This is a genomic window from Bradyrhizobium sp. WSM4874 (genome assembly GCF_055811835.1).
Map to the genome: position 1 here is coordinate 45643 of NZ_JBVVPR010000025.1, position 14911 is coordinate 60553.

At 65.6% G+C, this 14911-nt stretch carries 16 protein-coding genes; 6 read left to right on the forward strand and 10 right to left on the reverse strand.

The window, feature by feature from the left end; translation table 11 throughout:
• Window positions 1-30: 30 nt before the first annotated feature.
• From AC0L3P_RS24210 to AC0L3P_RS24235, 6 genes are all read right to left on the reverse strand, one after another.
• A complete protein-coding gene (locus AC0L3P_RS24210; RefSeq protein ID WP_473305654.1) occupies window positions 31-861 on the reverse strand; it encodes an energy transducer TonB family protein in 831 nt (276 codons plus the stop codon).
• Window positions 861-1307, reverse strand: a complete 447-nt coding sequence (gene exbD / locus AC0L3P_RS24215; RefSeq protein ID WP_275169547.1) for a TonB system transport protein ExbD — start codon at window positions 1305-1307, stop codon at window positions 861-863. Before exbD ends, AC0L3P_RS24210 begins: the two co-directional genes overlap by 1 nt.
• Before the next feature lie 3 nt (window positions 1308-1310).
• A complete protein-coding gene (exbB, locus tag AC0L3P_RS24220; RefSeq protein ID WP_275169548.1) occupies window positions 1311-2090 on the reverse strand; it encodes a tonB-system energizer ExbB in 780 nt (259 codons plus the stop codon).
• A 27-nt stretch (window positions 2091-2117) separates the two neighbouring features.
• Window positions 2118-2630 (reverse strand): heme utilization cystosolic carrier protein HutX, encoded by a 513-nt coding sequence (gene hutX / locus AC0L3P_RS24225; protein WP_354059812.1) that lies wholly within the window; start codon window positions 2628-2630, stop codon window positions 2118-2120.
• A 29-nt stretch (window positions 2631-2659) separates the two neighbouring features.
• Entirely contained in the window at window positions 2660-2992 is a 333-nt protein-coding gene (gene hmuQ / locus AC0L3P_RS24230; RefSeq protein ID WP_275169549.1) for a heme-degrading protein HmuQ, read from the reverse strand.
• Window positions 2993-3124: 132 nt separating this feature from the next.
• Window positions 3125-5521 (reverse strand): TonB-dependent hemoglobin/transferrin/lactoferrin family receptor, encoded by a 2397-nt coding sequence (locus tag AC0L3P_RS24235; protein ID WP_473305658.1) that lies wholly within the window; start codon window positions 5519-5521, stop codon window positions 3125-3127.
• Between the two features lie 257 nt (window positions 5522-5778).
• On the opposite strand from AC0L3P_RS24235, the gene AC0L3P_RS24240 reads away from it, so the two are divergent.
• From AC0L3P_RS24240 to AC0L3P_RS24255, 4 genes are read left to right on the forward strand one after another with little or no spacing between them, the layout of a single operon-like run.
• A complete protein-coding gene (locus AC0L3P_RS24240; RefSeq protein WP_354060862.1) occupies window positions 5779-5985 on the forward strand; it encodes a hemin uptake protein HemP in 207 nt (68 codons plus the stop codon).
• A gap of 6 nt (window positions 5986-5991) precedes the next feature.
• On the forward strand, window positions 5992-6945 hold the full coding sequence (locus AC0L3P_RS24245; protein ID WP_473305661.1) for a heme/hemin ABC transporter substrate-binding protein: 954 nt from the start codon (window positions 5992-5994) through the stop codon (window positions 6943-6945).
• Window positions 6942-8039 carry a FecCD family ABC transporter permease gene (locus AC0L3P_RS24250; protein WP_275169552.1) on the forward strand — a complete coding sequence of 366 codons (1098 nt, stop codon included), beginning with the start codon at window positions 6942-6944 and terminating at the stop codon, window positions 8037-8039. Before AC0L3P_RS24245 ends, AC0L3P_RS24250 begins: the two co-directional genes overlap by 4 nt.
• On the forward strand, window positions 8036-8845 hold the full coding sequence (locus tag AC0L3P_RS24255) for a heme ABC transporter ATP-binding protein (RefSeq protein ID WP_473305664.1): 810 nt from the start codon (window positions 8036-8038) through the stop codon (window positions 8843-8845). Before AC0L3P_RS24250 ends, AC0L3P_RS24255 begins: the two co-directional genes overlap by 4 nt.
• Here AC0L3P_RS24255 and AC0L3P_RS24260 read toward each other — a convergent pair.
• Both AC0L3P_RS24260 and AC0L3P_RS24265 read right to left on the reverse strand, forming a co-directional pair.
• Entirely contained in the window at window positions 8842-10518 is a 1677-nt protein-coding gene (locus tag AC0L3P_RS24260; RefSeq protein ID WP_354059802.1) for a mucoidy inhibitor MuiA family protein, read from the reverse strand. The two genes, AC0L3P_RS24255 and AC0L3P_RS24260, sit on opposite strands and share 4 nt — an antisense overlap.
• Window positions 10519-10686: 168 nt before the next feature.
• Window positions 10687-11307 carry a response regulator transcription factor gene (locus AC0L3P_RS24265; RefSeq protein ID WP_473305668.1) on the reverse strand — a complete coding sequence of 207 codons (621 nt, stop codon included), beginning with the start codon at window positions 11305-11307 and terminating at the stop codon, window positions 10687-10689.
• A 203-nt stretch (window positions 11308-11510) separates the two neighbouring features.
• Between AC0L3P_RS24265 and AC0L3P_RS24270 the strand changes: the two genes are divergently transcribed.
• The gene (locus AC0L3P_RS24270; protein WP_473305671.1) at window positions 11511-12539 is read left to right on the forward strand and encodes an AraC family transcriptional regulator; all 1029 of its coding nucleotides are present in this window, start codon (window positions 11511-11513) and stop codon (window positions 12537-12539) included.
• A 2-nt stretch (window positions 12540-12541) separates the two neighbouring features.
• Here the strand turns inward: AC0L3P_RS24270 and AC0L3P_RS24275 are convergent, their stop codons facing one another.
• The gene (locus AC0L3P_RS24275) at window positions 12542-13753 is read right to left on the reverse strand and encodes an NnrS family protein (RefSeq protein ID WP_473305674.1); all 1212 of its coding nucleotides are present in this window, start codon (window positions 13751-13753) and stop codon (window positions 12542-12544) included.
• Window positions 13754-13881: 128 nt separating this feature from the next.
• Between AC0L3P_RS24275 and AC0L3P_RS24280 the strand changes: the two genes are divergently transcribed.
• Window positions 13882-14592, forward strand: a complete 711-nt coding sequence (locus AC0L3P_RS24280) for a Crp/Fnr family transcriptional regulator (RefSeq protein ID WP_473305676.1) — start codon at window positions 13882-13884, stop codon at window positions 14590-14592.
• Between the two features lie 87 nt (window positions 14593-14679).
• On the opposite strand, the gene AC0L3P_RS24285 is transcribed toward AC0L3P_RS24280, so the two are convergent.
• Entirely contained in the window at window positions 14680-14877 is a 198-nt protein-coding gene (locus AC0L3P_RS24285; protein WP_473305678.1) for a DUF1858 domain-containing protein, read from the reverse strand.
• Window positions 14878-14911 lie beyond the last annotated feature (34 nt).

Below are 14911 nucleotides of genomic sequence, written 5' to 3' on the forward strand. Positions count from 1 at the left end.
CGGTCAAGCCGGGGCATGACAGCGGGGGGCTTATCGCACCGTAAACTCCACCGGAATCGTAAAGTTCATCACGCCGTTCTTGATCTCGTCCGGGATCGGCGGAAATGGCGAGGCCTGGCGGGCCATCGACATGGCCTGGGCGTCGAACGCGGCAACACCGGACGAGCCACTGAGCCGGCTCGACGTGACCTGTCCGCTGCGGCTGACGGTGAAGCTGAGCCTGGCAACGCCGCGCTGACCGCCGCCGCCGGACGGATATTGGTGGAAGCGCATCAGATGCGCGCGAACCCGCTGATTATAGGATGCGATCACGGCGGCCACCGCGCCGGCGCTCATCGCGGATGCCATCGGCGCCTCACGCTCGGCCCGCGGCGGAGCGCTGGTGCGCGGTGCGGGCATCGCCTCCGACGGCTTCCTGGCCTCGCGGCGGACCAGCTTCGGCTTCGCCGGCGCAGGCTTTTCCACCGGCACGATCTTCGCCGGCTCGGGCTTCGCCGGTGTCGGCTCGAGCTTCTGCTCCGGCGGCGCGACGACGTCCGGCTTCTCCTGCGGCGGTGTCGGCGCGATGGTGTCCTCGGCGGCCTGCTGCTGCACCGGCTCCGGCGGCGAGGCGTCGGCCTCCTGCATCACCGGTCCCGGCGCGACGTCGTCCTGCACCGAATGCGGTGCCGACGTCACCGGCGCCATATCGATCATGATCGCCGGCAGGCTGACGCCCCGCTCGGGCTGCGATTTGAGCCAGTTCGTCGCAAGAAGCGCGGCCGCGACGTGCAACGCCACGATCACCGCGGCCGCTATGCTCCATCGTGCCCCCTCGCGCTCGCCGAGCGGCTCGTGCAGAGCAAAGGCGTTCGCGGCCATCAGTTGCGTCCATCGAGGCCGACCAGCGCAACCTTCAAATAGCCGGCGTTGCGCAAGGCGTTCATCACCTCCATCAGGTCGCCATAGGAGACGGCCTTGTCGGCGCGCAGATAGATGCGCTCGTCCTTGCGGCCGTTGGTGGCGGCATAGAGCGAGGTGCCGAGCGCATCGCTGGCGACCACGTTCTCGCCGACCGCGATCGAGAGATCCGGCTTCACGGTGAGGAAGACCGGCTTGTCCGGCCGCGGTGCCGGCTCGGCCGCGGTCGCCGGCAGTTCGACCCCGATGTCGACAGTGGCAAGTGGGGCAGCCACCATGAAGATGATCAGCAGCACCAGCATCACGTCGATGAACGGCGTGACGTTGATCTCATGGGTGACGTCGAGATCATCCGGATCGCCGCACTTGAGCGGCGATCCGGACCGTGCGCCGAGCTTCGCGGCCATGGCCTACTCCGCCGCCCGCGCCATGCGGAACTCTCTGTGGTCGCGCTGCCGGCTCACCAGCAGCATGAGCTGCGCCGAGGCATCGCCCAGCAGCGCCCGGTAGTTGGCGATGCCGCGGACGAGGTGATTGTAGATCACGACCGCCGGAATCGCGGCGACGAGGCCGAGCGCGGTCGCGAGCAGCGCTTCCGCGATACCGGGCGCGACTACTGCGAGGCTCGTGGTGTGGCTCTCGGAGATACCGATGAAGGAATTCATGATGCCCCAAACCGTGCCGAACAGGCCGACGAACGGCGCCGTGGCGCCGATGGTCGCGAGCACGCCGGTGCCGCGCGCGATCTGCCGCGACATCGCGGCTTCGACCCGCTCCAACCGCAGCGCGACGCGCTCCTGAAGGCCGTCGTCCAGGATGCCGCCGGAGAGCTCTGCTTCCTTCGCGCAGGACTGGATGAGCTGGGCGACGGCGTCATGTGCGTCGCCGGTCTGTTCTGCCGCCTCGATCAGCTTGATGTTGCCTTCGAGCGCGCGCGTCCGCTGCAAGGCGAGCGCGCCTTTGCGGCGTAGTTCGATGGACTTGGCGAGCCAGACCGTCCACGTCACCAGCGAGGCGATGGCGAGCCCCACCATCACCGTCTTCACGATGATATCGGCGCCGAGGAACATGCCCCAGGGCGACAAATTGCGCGGCAACAGCGCTTCGTCGATCGCGAAGGCTGGAGTCGGTGCGAGCGCCGCCAGCAGGATGGATCCAATCATGTGCCGAAGGCTGGAAATGCTTCGCATGCCTGATCTCCCAACAGACAGTGAAAGCTACGCGGCCGGCGCGGCCGTGCGGTCCGCAAGCTGCCGGAACCGCACAAGCTGGTCCGCACGCAGCGCCCGGGTCTCGTCGCGGCCGACGAAGACCTTGAACATGATGCCGCCGTCCGCGTTGACGAAAGCGACGAATGCCGAAGTCTTGCTCATGAAGGGACGCTCGACGAAGGCCACGGCCGCACAGCGCTCGTGGCGGAGATGGCCGTGCAAGCCCTTCGGCTGCATCAGGTTGAAATAGCCGCGGCCGATCTCGCCTGCCGGGATCGCGCCGGTGAACTCGAAGATCGCATCGTCCGTATGAACGATCAGCGTCACCTCGCCCCACGCGGCGATGTCTTGCATGGCAGCGACGAAATGCTCGCCGCCACCCACCCGAACCATCGACGACGGCAGCGCCTCGATCACCGCGCGCGGCGTGACCTTGCGCTCGCGCGCGACGTCCTCGATCACCGCGCCGGGATTGTCGGCCATATACGCCTTGAGATCGGCGAGATCGGTGCTCAGCATGTCCAGCTCCTCTCGTGCTTCGCGCTGCCTCAGGCAGCCGCGGCCTTGCGCTCGCTCTGGATCACCTCGAAACCTTCGAACTTGGGATGGCCGAGATAGAGGCTCTCGCCGGTCGGATTGTCGGCGCGGGCATGGGCACGACGAAACTGGTCCGAGCGCGTCCACGCCTCGAACGCCGCCTTGTCGACCCAGGTGGTGTGCGAGGAGTAGAGCGTGTGGTCCTCGGCCTCGGGACCTTTCAAGAGATGAAACTCGACGAAGCCCGGCATGCTGCCGAGATAGGATTCGCGGGTAGCCCAGACGGTTTCGAACGCGGTCTCCGCGCCGTTCTTCACTTGAAAACGGTTCATGGCGATAAACATTTAACTCTTCTCCTGTCAGTCATGCAGATCGGCGAACGCCGACCGGGTCTTCAGAACGCGCCGAAACCACGCCGGGGACATCGGCGTGGCTTTGGAGGCCGATGCGCCCCCCATCGGGATCGCCGGCAGTCGCTAGGTACCGCCAAAGTGGTACTTGAGGCCTCCCTTGATCACGAGCCCGGCGCCGGCGCTCGCCCATTTCACGTCGTTTTGCGTATCGCCGGTACTGCCGACCGGAATGGCGTAAGGCCGGTAGTACCGGTTGAAGAGATTCTCGACCGAGAAATTGAGCATGAGGTCCGACGTCGGCTGATATTGGGCATAGAGATTCACGAGATCGTACGACGTCGCCGGAGTGTAGCTCCGTGGGATGTCGTAGTTGGCGATGGCCGATGTCCACATCACCGAGAGGATCAGGGTTCGGTCGAGCAGGCGCACGCCAGCCGTCGTGGTGACCTTCTGCGGCGGAACGCTGTACAGGCCAAACCCCGTCTGCAGGTTCTTGCCATTTTGATAAGTGCCGGAGAGACCGAGGAACCAGAGGTTTGCGTCGTACATCGCCTCGGCTTCCAAGCCCTGAATGCGCGCCGACGCCACGTTCTGATATTGCAGGAACGGCAGCACGGTGATGCTCGGTGCCGGCGGCGGACCGGTGGGAACGACCAGGGGATTTCCGTAGGCGACCTGATCTATGAAATCCGTTATGTCGTTGCGGAATACGTTGATCTTGCCGCGCAGCGTATCACCCGGAGTGAACAGGTCATTCTTCTTGATGTTGAAGCCGATCTCCTTGTTCTTGCCGACCTCGGGCCGCAGGTTCGGATTGGGCACGAAGCAGAAAGTCGAATCCGCGCCCGGTCCCGGTGTGCCTGACGGACAGCGGAAGAAGGAGTCGTTGATCGTGGCACCCGAATGCGGCCCGCTGACCAGCGTCTCCGTGATCGATGGAGCGCGATAGCCTTCGGCATAGCTGACATACGGCGTCACGACCGCGGTGGGAACAAGCGCAACCGTGATCTTCGGCGACAGCCGATCGCCGCCGGACGACGAGGAAGCCGAGGAAAGCTGATAGTTATCGTACCGGAGCGCGCCGATCACCTCGAGCATCGAGGTATAGTTCGCCTTCCACTGCACGAAACCGCCAGACACCGTGCGTTGACCGCTGGGCGTCGTGACCTCCGACGTGCCGGTCGTGTCGCGCGACGATACCTTGTCCTGGAACGCGTCCAGTCCGTAGGTCAACGCGTGACGCCAGCTTCCGGTCTCGAAGCGCGACGTGTTGTGCACGTCGACGCCAATCGTGTCGAGCAGATATCCGCGATTACTGCCGATACAGCCCGACACGGCATTTCCAGGCACGCCGCCGCAATAGACCGACGGCGTTACGCTCGTATGCGCGCTCTTGACCTGATCGTTCTCGGTGCGATTCCAGTACACCTTCGCGTCCCAATCGACCCATGGATTGTCCGGCTGTGAATATTTCCAGCCGAGCGTCGTGGTGTAGTTCTTGACATTGGATGCGTAGATCGACGTGCCGCCGAGATTGTTGGTGCCGTTCGCATTGGTCGAGTTGGGATCACCGACGCGCCGTGGCGGCTGGCCCACGCGGTAGATGTCTTCCTGGAAGATCGTGCCGAGCTTGACCTCGTGCCCGTCCGCAGGCCGCACCGTCAGCTTGGCGATGCCGCTCGTGAGGCGGTTGCCCGTATTGGCAACCTCGAAGCCCGTGCCGTCCTTGTAGTTCTCCTGCGTGGAGTAGGTGCCGCCGGCGAACACGTCGACATCCGGATTGACGCGGACGCCGCCGAAGGCTGAGCCGAGCGCACGCCCGTAATTGCTGCCAAGGATGGTCTTGACGTCCACGCCCCATCGCTCTCCCGCGCGCACGACATCCTCGATGTCCTTGGTACGGAACGACGCCACACCTCCGATCGCACCGGATCCGTAGATGTTGGCGGTGGGGCCACGGACGATGTCGATGCCGCCGATCAGCTCGGGATTGAGGAAGAACGAGCCGTTTGCGAAATGACCGGTCCGCTGATAGTTCTGCCGCGCGCCGTCGACGACGACAGCGACACGGCCGAAATCCTGCAAGCCGCGGATGTTGATCGAGGTCGACGGCTCGTCGCCGCGATTCTGAACCCACACGCCCGGCACGTTGTAGATGAGATCGCCGACAGTACTGGCCTGCCGCGCCTCGATCTGCGCCGACGTCACGACGCTGACCGGCGCAAGCGCATCGACGGCACGCTCCTCGGTCTTTGAGGCCGCGGCCGTGATGGTGTCGAGCGCTTGAACGGGCGCGACGCCGCCGGCCTGGGCGCGGGCGTTCATGGCATCGGGCGCCGCCTGCTGCGCGACCCGCGGCTTGGGCTGCTTGCGCTTGGCCTGCTTCGGCCGCTCCGGCGACACACTCTCGGCTTGCGGCTGAGCAGTCTGCGCGAGGCCGCTCTCCGTCACCAATGCCGCAATTGAAACCACCGATGCGCCCAAAATAAGGGCGCGCGAATACCTAGCCCCGTCAGCCATATCAGCCCCAGCCTGCACTTCACTTTTTGGAGTCTTTTGGCTGGCGTGCGTTCGCAAAGCGAACGACTGGCTGGCTGATGTTCTCGAGACGCGGACAAGCTGTCCGCTGCCTTAATTGGTTACGTGGCAACACTTCGACGGTCAATGACATCAGGTTGCAGTTTATATCGATTGTAAATCGTCGCCGTTGGAATGCGCTTCGCGCCGCTTATACAAGCAAGACGCATCTGAAATTTCGAAAGCGCATCACACCTACCATGTCAGCAACGTCCGGAGACAGCGACGGCGATGCGGCAGGGCCGACACAAAGCCCTTCTGCAACAACGAGAACCCTCATTATGCGAGGGAGCCGAATCGACAGCCGCGAGCTGTTTGCGGCCGAGCGCGAGATCATCATCGCGCATGGCGAGGACAATTATCGCCTGCGTTTGACCTCGCAGAACAAGCTGATCCTGACGAAGTAACCTGCAATGGCATTTTGTCGCACCCTCGCGAATATCCTGCTCTCCGGCACGATCGCGCTCGCGTCCATCGCGCACGCCGCCGGTATCACCGTGCATGACGCGCGCAACCGCGATGTCGTTGTCGCCGACATTACACGGACGGTCTCGATCGGCGGCGCCATCACCGAGATTCTCTATGCGCTCGGGCTCGAGAGCCGCCTGGTCGGTGTCGACACCACGAGCCTCTATCCGGCAGCGGCGCTGCGCGACAAACCCAATGTCGGCTACATGCGCCAGATTTCAGCCGAGGGCGTGCTCGGCCTCACCCCCACTCTGATCCTGGCGATCCAGGGGTCGGGCCCGCGCGAAACGATGGACCTGCTGGAGACGGCGAAGGTGCCGCTGGTGCTGGTGCCGGAGACCTTCTCCGAGGACGGCCTGATCGAAAAAATTAGACTGGTGGGCCATGCCATGGGCGTCGACGCGCGCGCCGAATGCCTGACCGCCGCGGTCAGCGCCGATCTCGCGCAGCTCCGCGCACTGCGCGCCAAGGTGACGAAGCCGGTCCGCGTGATGTTCGTGATGTCGCTCCAGAACGGACGCGCCATGGTCGCCGGTCACAAGACCGCTGCCGACGAGATCATCCAGCTCGCGGGCGCCGCCAACGCGGTCGACGATTACGACGGCTACAAGATCATCGGCGACGAGGCGATCGTCGCGGCGAAGCCCGATGTCGTGCTGTCGATCGAGCGCGGCAAGGACTCACTCCAGGCCGACGCGATCTATGTCCATCCGGGCTTTGCGCTGACGCCGGTCGCAGCCAACAAGAGTTTCATCACGATGGACGGGCTATATCTGCTCGGCTTCGGGCCGCGCACCGCGGCGGCGGCGCGCGATCTCTCCGTCAAGCTCTATCCGGCATTGTCCGACCGGGGTGGCACGTTCGCCTCGGCCTTGTCGGCAGCGAACTGCCGGCAATGAGTGTTGCGGTCGGAACAGGAGCGCGTAGCACCGGGCAACGCGCCGGTAGGGGACGCAGGTTCGGGTCGGTTGCGCTTCCTCTGCTCCTCGCAGCGCTTGCAGTCATCGCGACCGTTGCGCTGACCGTCGGCGCGGCCGGCATTCCCCTCTCGCGGCTGCCTGCCGCACTCGGCTTTGCCGGCAACGCAGCCGCCGATGCCATGACCGCCCGTGACCGGCTCGTACTGTGGTCGATCCGCATCCCCCGGATCGCGGCGACCGCGATGGTCGGCGGCCTGCTCGCCGCGGCCGGCGCAATCATGCAGGGCCTGTTCCGCAATCCGCTCGCCGATCCTGCGCTGGTCGGCGTCTCCAGCGGCGGCGCGCTCGCGGCCGCAAGTACCATCGTCTTCACCGATTCACGCTTCGGCGAGACGCTGCATTTCCTCCAGACCGAGCTGTTGCCGCTTGCTGCTTTCGCGGGATCGCTGGTCACGACCGCGACCCTCTATGGCATCTCCAGCCGCTCGGGGCGGACCTCGATCGCGATCTTCCTGCTCGCCGGCGTTGCCATCACCGCGATCACCAATGCCGGCATCGGCCTGCTGGTGTTCGTCGCCGACGACCGCCAGCTCCGCGACATCACGTTCTGGCTGCTGGGTTCGATGAGCGGCGCGACCTGGACCAAGGCCGCCGTGCTCGTGCCCATCCTGGTCGTCGGGCTCTTGGCCTGCACCTACATCGCCCGCGGTCTCGATCTCCTGGTGCTCGGCGAGGCCGACGCCTTTCATGGCGGCGTCGACGTCGAGCGGCTGAAGCGGATCTCGATCGTCATGGTCTCCGCCATGACCGGAGTCGCGGTGTCGATCAGCGGCGTCATCGGCTTCGTCGGTATCGTCGTGCCGCATCTGTTGCGCCTCGTCATCGGCCCGACGCACCGCCTGCTGCTTCCGGCCTCGGTGCTGCTCGGTGCGATCCTGATGGTCGGCGCCGACACGCTGGCGCGCACCATCGTGGCGCCGGCGGAAATGCCGATCGGCATCTTGACCGCCGCAGTCGGCGCCCCGGTCTTCCTGGGGATTCTGCTGCGGCAGCGTGGGCTCGCCTCGCTATGAGCGCCGTGATCGAAGCCCGTGCTTTAACCAAGCGCGCCGGCCGCGCGACGCTACTCGATGGCGTCGACCTGAGCGTGGGGGCCGGCGAGATGATCGCCATCATCGGTCCGAACGGCGCCGGCAAGTCGACGCTGCTGCGGCTGCTCTCGGGCGACCTCCGCCCGAGCGAAGGCGAGGTGCGGCTGCAGCAGCGCGATCTCCGCAGCTATACGCCACGCGAACTCGCCGCGCGCCGCACGATGTTGTCCCAGCACATCAACGTCACCTTCCCCTTCACGGTCGGGGAGATCGTGCTGATGGGCGCGGGCGACCGCAGCTTGCGCGATCCCGGTCCGCTTGTCGATGCCGCACTGGACGAGGTTGGCCTGACGAAATTTCGCGAACGACAATTGCCGACGCTGTCAGGCGGCGAGCAGCAGCGCGCCCATTTCGCCCGCGTGCTGGTGCAGCTCGCCTGCGGCGAGGCCGAGCACGGACCGGGCCTTCTGCTGCTGGACGAGCCGACCTCGAGCCTCGACCTGCGTCACCAGATCGACCTCGTCGAAGCCGCGCGCCGCCGCGCGGCGGATGGCACCGCCGTCATCGCGATCCTGCACGATCTCAATCTTGCGATCCGATTTGCCGACCGGTTGGTCGTGCTGAACCGCGGCCGGCTCGCCTCCGACGGCCCGCGCGCCGATGTCGTCACACGCGAGACCATCCGCGACATCTTCGAGATCGACGCCGTCGTCCATCAGGCTGACGACGGCGTACCTTACGTGTTGCCGCAATCGATGCGCGCGGTGCCGCCTGTGGCGGGAATTTAGCCCGCCGGCACGATCACCATACTCTTGTCCTTCGGCCAACGGATGCGCCAGGCGAAGTTGATGTCCTTGACCTCACCGGGCTTGGCGTCGAACGACCATTCCAGGACGCCGCGCCGGTCACGAATGTTGCTTGCGGTCGGCGGCGTGGTCGCAGGCAGCATCTCGACGAGGATGTCCTCGCTCTCGCTGATCGGCAACTGGTCCTCGATCGCGACCTTGATCGGGAAGTCGTGACCATTGCGGATCGTCGTCTTGAACGATCGCTCGTCGGTCTTCGACGTCGTGACCAGGAGACCGGCCGACCCTTCGTTGCGCTTGAGCACCGCGCGCTCGATCCTGACCTTGTCGTCTGCGCCGAAGCCGAGCCGCACAATATCGTCCTTGGCCGAAGGCGAGAGCTTGCCGCGGCCGACGAAGGTTCCATCGCGATAAATTGCGACCTTGCCCGGCAACAGGCTCGTGTCGTCGGCCTGCTTGAAGCTGGCTTCGAGGAAGGCGGTGGGATCCATCACCGGTGCCGCGCGCACCGTGAGATCGGCGGGCACGGTCACCGAGGCGATGCGCAGGCTCTTGGCGCCCTCGGCGGCGCCGAGGCTGACGCGGCCGGGAATTTTGTAGGTAGCCTGGAAGTCCCCGATCTCGGCGACCGCCTGCTGTTCTTCGGCGCGCTCGCGAATGTCGTCGGCCGCCTTGGCCGCGGACGTTTCCATCTTTCGCTGCTGCATTGGCGCCGCCGCAGGCATTGACGAATCCGAAAGCGAACCCAGCGCCCGCGGCCTCGGTACCTGCGGATATTGTGCGACCAGCGAATTCAGCTCCGGCGCGCTGCCGCCGCGGCCGATGCGGACCGTGGAGACGCCGAGCGTGACGTTGGACCAGTCCTCGCCGGTGGATTGCGTGACCTCGGCGCGGCGGACCAATTCGAGCTGCGGCTTGCGGTCCTTGGCGCCGGTGTCGAGCCGGGCGTCATAGAGCGGCAGCCATCGCGCGTTGCGGACATTGTAGGTGACCCTCAACGTCGCCTTGGTTGCTGCCGGCGCGGCGATGTCCATGCGGACTTCGAGCTTGCTCGGCGGCTTGGCCTTCCGCTCGACTTCGAGCTGGGCGATCTGCCGATCAATCTCGCGCATCTTGCGCGTGGCGTCGCGGACGGCGGTATCGGCGCTCGCAATTTCCTCACCGACGGTGGCAAAGGCCGTGCGCCATTCGGCAATCGGCCGCGCCTCGCCCTTGTCGCCAATGCCCGCGGGCGACGCTTCCGCAAAATGCTCCGCGAATTTGCGCCGCGCATTGGCCGAGTCGATCGCGCCTTGCAGGTCGGCGCGCTGGTCGTTCAGCGCCTCGATGCGCTTGTCCAGCTCCGGCAAATTGACCGGCGCCGCACGTGGCGTTCGCGCATCGATCGTGCCGATGGTGAGCTTCGCTCCCCCCTCACCCTCCACCCGGATCGAGGAGGTGTCGAGACCAAGCGGGAAGTCCTTGGCAATGAGCGTCGAGTCACCAGACGGCAGGTCCACCGCGATGACGCGGGTGACGGTCGCGCCATCGGGGTAAACGGTGACGGTATCGATGGCCGATGTGGCGTCCAATTCTGCGGCCCATGACGGCGACGCGAATGCCGTGGTCAACAGAACCAGGCTCGTCGTTGCCAAACATTTTGCGGTGATGCGCATCAAGTCCCTCCTCCAACTCATCGCCGCCGCCAGCCGGACGCGCGATCCAATGCCTCGCCAACATGGTTGGACGCGGCAGGGAAGGAATTGGTTCGATTGGGGTTTCCGTGGGGCGTCGCCGCGGCGGCAGCAAGGCCCGCAATATGTCGTCGGCCCGCGACGAAGCCCTTAATCCTGAGCGGACGAAGCCTGCCCGAAGATGCGGCGAAGCAGGTCTGTCACGTTCTTGGCACCGGCCTTCCTCAGAATGCCGGCGCGATAGCCCTCGACCGTCCGTGCGCTCAGATGCATGCGCCGGGCGATCTCCTTGTTGGTCAGGCCGGCGGCGAGATGCTCGAGCACGTCGCCTTCACGCGCGCTCAGGGGTTCGCAGCCCGGCAACCAGCGCTGCCGGTTGGAGCCGGGCTGCGCGAACTCGTCGATGGCGGCACCGATCCGGTCGACGATGTCGCGGGTGCGGAACGGCTTCTCGATGAAGTCGGCCGCACCGCTCCTGATGGCGTCGACCGCCATGGCGATGCTGCCGTTTGCCGCGGTCACCAGCACCGGCGCCATGCAGTTTTCCTCGCGCAGGCGCTTGAGCACGTCGAGACCGGAGCGATCGGGCGGCATCTCCAGCAGCACGCAGGCCGGCATCCGCGCCTTGGCTTCCGAGAGCAGAGATGCGCCGTCGGCGAAGCAGATCACGTTGTATGCGCTCTGTTGAAGCGCGGTGGAAAGTTGTTCGCGGGAGGCGGCATCGGTGTCGATGACGAATACCTCACCCTTGGAAAGCATGTTCCCCGGCATAATTCCGATCCAGCAATGTCTTTGGTCAAATGGTCCGAGACGGCAGCGGGGCCTCATCGCGCCGCGCCGTCATATGCACGGCATTCGCGCCCGTGCTTCGGTTTCACTTATGTATGTTCCACCTGGTTCCCGGATTTGACGGATCGGGACATAAACTTTACATTTCGGGACATCTGCGGGAATGGCTGGCAGGAACGGGTCGCATGACCGACCTCATTCGTAGCGCAGGCTTGAGCTATTACCCGGAGGTCGCCCGGTCGGTCGGGCTCGACCCCAAACAAATGATGCGCAAGGTCAGGCTGCCGCTAGCCTGCCTCGACAAGCCCGACACGCCCATTGCCGTCACCGGCCTGCGACGTCTGCTCGAATTATCGGCAGAGGCGTCCGGAGCCGAAGATTTCGGCTTGCGCCTTGCCGAGCGCGGCGGGCTGACCAATTTCGGAGCGGTCGGCTTGATCGTGCGTGAACAGGCGACGGTTGGTGAAGCCATCGAAGCCTTCTCGCGCTTCATCCCGATCCATCACGACGGCATGAAGCTGGACGTCACCCGCGACAAGCAAACCGTAACCGTCACGCTGCACCTGCGCGGCCGGCAGCCGACCGCGCCACGCCAATCGATCGACATGGCGCTCGGCAGCGTCCACCGCATCATCCAGTCGCTGTTCGGCAGCGATTGGCGGCCGCAGGAAGTGCACCTGCATTATCCACCGCCGCACGACCGCAAGCGCTACCGCGAGTTCTACGGCTGCCGTGTGACTTTCAATGCGGAGGACGATTCGATCCTGCTGTCGGCACACGACATGGAGCGCCGGATCCCGAGCGCGCATCCGCTGATCGCGAGCTATCTGCGCAAGCGGATCGAGGCGATCGAGACGCGGCCGGCAAGCTGGGAGGAGAAGGTCGACGAGGTCGTGCGTCTCCTGCTCGCCGGCGGCGACTGCACGGTCGAGCGCGTCGCCGAGCACCTTGCCTGCACCCGCCGCACCATCCACCGCCACCTCGCCGAAGCCGGCACCAGCTTCTCGGCCATTCTCGACGCGCAGCGCGCCGATCTCGCGGTCCAGCTGATCGACGACCCCGGCCGGCCGCTGGCCGACATCGCCGTGCAGCTCGGCTTCTCCGCGCAGAGCGCCATGGCCCGCTGGTTCCGCGGCCGCTTCGGCTGCACCATCACCGCATGGCGCAAAGGCGTCCGGCCGCTGGAATCCCTGACCGCGGCGACCACGGCTTGAATTCAGCGTGCCGGGACGGGCACGCCCATGATGGCGAGGGCGCGGCGATGGCTGCCGGCGAGCAGCGGGCCGAACGCGATGGCAAAGCCGAGGAACGCAACGATCCAGCCGCAGGCGGCAAGGTGCAGCAACGCATCGCTGTGCCCCGGCCAAACCACCGCCGCGACCCGCGCCAGCGCCGCGACGATGATCGCGGCATAGATGGCTTGTGTCGCCGGCGAAGCCGTCAGCGCCTGTCCGGTATGGCCGAGACTCGCACGGGTCATCACCGCGAGCGTCATGGTCCCGGCCGCGCCCGCCATCCAGGTGTGGATGCCCGCGCTCGGCGGCAACGCGCCGAAGACGGCAAAAGCATGCAGGAGGAAGCCGAGCGGCACGAAGACATAGCCGACATGGAGAATCAGGAGCAGCCGCTCGCGGAAGGTGCGATCACCGGCCCAGCGTGCGAGTCGCACCAGGTGCAGCACACCGACCAAGGCCATCACCGCCGCGGTGACCGTACTCAACGGCGCGGCGATCCATGAGACGAGCGCCAGCGCACTGCACCCGATCACCACACCGTCAAAACGCCCGAACGGCACCGGGAGACGGCCGGGGTTGAACTTGACCAGCCAGTTTCGGGTGAAGCTCGGGATGATGCGGCCGCCGATCAGCGAGATCATCAGAACGACCACGCCGATGCCGACGCGGATGCTGACATCAGCCGCACCCGCATAATGCGCTTCGAGATGGAAGGCGACATTGCCGGCGAGCAGCACCAGTACCAGCACCACGACGGGCAGGTTGCGCCAGTTGCCGCCGGCGATGATCTCGCGCGTTGCAGCAGCGACGACCAGCGTCAGGAAGGCGGCATCGACGGCAAGCGCGAACCCCCAGCCGATATCGGCGGACAGCGTCACCGCGACCCGCCCGGCGAGCCAGACCGCCAGCAGCGCGCCCAAGGACGGCCCCTGGATCGGCAGCCGGCCGGTCCAGTTCGGGATCGCCGTGAACAGGAATCCCGTGATCACCGCCGGCAGGAAGCCATAGAGCATCTCATGGACGTGCCAGTCGCGCGGCGCGAAAGCGGAGCTCATCGACAATTCGCCGTAGAACATCGGCAGCCAGGCCAGGATCGAAAGCCCTGCCTGGATGGCGGCGAGCAGGAAAAAGGGCCGAAAGCTGTTCGCAAACAGCGGCCAGCCCTCAAAGTTACGGGATCGGGCGCCAGCCATGGGTCAACTCCAGTCGATTCAAATCGTCGCCTGGAAAAATACTGCCGTCCGGCCGGCTCGTTTTTGAGCTATCGCAAACACCCTGACGATTGCAGGTGTCATCACACTTCCAGCGCCAAGGAGGCAGGATGGCCAAGGTCGACACATCGCTGGTTGCGCATTTGCCGCTGTTTGGGGGTGTAAAACCGGAGGACCTCGAGGAGATCCTGCGCGAGGCCCGCTCGGCACGCTACCCCAAAAACAGCGCCATTTTTGAGCAGGGCGCGGACGCGCAATCCTTCTTCCTGCTGCTGCACGGCCATGTCCGCGCGGCCAAGACCACACCGACCGGCGAGCAGATCGTGGTCCGCTATGTCGCGCCGGGCGAGACGTTCGGGCTCGCGATGGCGATCGGAGCCGCGCGCTATCCGGCCACGGCGATCGCGGTCCACGACAGCGTCGCCCTGATCTGGCCGACCTCGGCCTGGCCGCGACTGGTCGAGCGATTTCCCTCGCTCGCCGCCAACACGCTCCAGACTGTCGGCACTCGGCTGCAGGAGAGCCACACCCGGATCCTGGAAATGTCGACCCAGCAGGTCGAGCAGCGCGTCGCGCATGCGCTGCTGCGCCTCGCCAAACAATCCGGCAAGAAGCTCGACCACGGCATCGAGATCGACTTCCCGATCAGCCGCCAGGACATCGCGCAGATGACCGGCACCACGCTGCACACCGTGAGCCGGATCCTGAGCGGCTGGGAACAGCAGGGGCTGGTCGAAAGCGGCCGTCAGCGCATCATCCTGCGCGATCCGCATGGGATCGTTGTGCTGGCGGAGCGAAGCCCGGACAGCGGCGCGGCATAGGGCCAGGGGTGAGGGTCGCGTCCGCTTACGGCGAAAGCGCCCCTCACCCGGGAATCCGCGCGCGGCCCGCGCGAAGTCCGGACCGGTTCACGCCGGCACGCGGTCCCGCAGCGCGGCGAGGAATTTGTCGCGATCGATGCCATGCTCGCGGCAGGCGTCATCGACCGTGTGAAAGGTTGCGATCGGACAACCCACGCAGGCCATCCTGAAGGCGAGAAACACGCGGACCGTGTGCGGCGCCGTGCGCATGATGTCATCGACCAGATCGTCGGATCCAAAAGGCATGGACAACACCTCCGTTCCGAAACCACGATAGCGG

Coding starts and splice junctions, on each gene's coding strand:
- AC0L3P_RS24235 (WP_473305658.1), bottom strand. CDS start 5,521: ATGGCTGACGGGGCTAGGTATTCGCGCGCCCTTATTTTGGGCGCATCG.
- AC0L3P_RS24245 (WP_473305661.1), top strand. CDS start 5,992: ATGGCATTTTGTCGCACCCTCGCGAATATCCTGCTCTCCGGCACGATC.
- AC0L3P_RS24285 (WP_473305678.1), bottom strand. CDS start 14,877: ATGCCTTTTGGATCCGACGATCTGGTCGATGACATCATGCGCACGGCG.
- AC0L3P_RS24270 (WP_473305671.1), top strand. CDS start 11,511: ATGACCGACCTCATTCGTAGCGCAGGCTTGAGCTATTACCCGGAGGTC.
- AC0L3P_RS24265 (WP_473305668.1), bottom strand. CDS start 11,307: ATGCCGGGGAACATGCTTTCCAAGGGTGAGGTATTCGTCATCGACACC.
- hmuQ (WP_275169549.1), bottom strand. CDS start 2,992: ATGTTTATCGCCATGAACCGTTTTCAAGTGAAGAACGGCGCGGAGACC.
- AC0L3P_RS24260 (WP_354059802.1), bottom strand. CDS start 10,518: ATGCGCATCACCGCAAAATGTTTGGCAACGACGAGCCTGGTTCTGTTG.
- AC0L3P_RS24240 (WP_354060862.1), top strand. CDS start 5,779: ATGTCAGCAACGTCCGGAGACAGCGACGGCGATGCGGCAGGGCCGACA.
- exbD (WP_275169547.1), bottom strand. CDS start 1,307: ATGGCCGCGAAGCTCGGCGCACGGTCCGGATCGCCGCTCAAGTGCGGC.
- AC0L3P_RS24250 (WP_275169552.1), top strand. CDS start 6,942: ATGAGTGTTGCGGTCGGAACAGGAGCGCGTAGCACCGGGCAACGCGCC.
- hutX (WP_354059812.1), bottom strand. CDS start 2,630: ATGCTGAGCACCGATCTCGCCGATCTCAAGGCGTATATGGCCGACAAT.
- AC0L3P_RS24255 (WP_473305664.1), top strand. CDS start 8,036: ATGAGCGCCGTGATCGAAGCCCGTGCTTTAACCAAGCGCGCCGGCCGC.
- AC0L3P_RS24275 (WP_473305674.1), bottom strand. CDS start 13,753: ATGGCTGGCGCCCGATCCCGTAACTTTGAGGGCTGGCCGCTGTTTGCG.
- AC0L3P_RS24210 (WP_473305654.1), bottom strand. CDS start 861: ATGGCCGCGAACGCCTTTGCTCTGCACGAGCCGCTCGGCGAGCGCGAG.
- AC0L3P_RS24280 (WP_473305676.1), top strand. CDS start 13,882: ATGGCCAAGGTCGACACATCGCTGGTTGCGCATTTGCCGCTGTTTGGG.
- exbB (WP_275169548.1), bottom strand. CDS start 2,090: ATGCGAAGCATTTCCAGCCTTCGGCACATGATTGGATCCATCCTGCTG.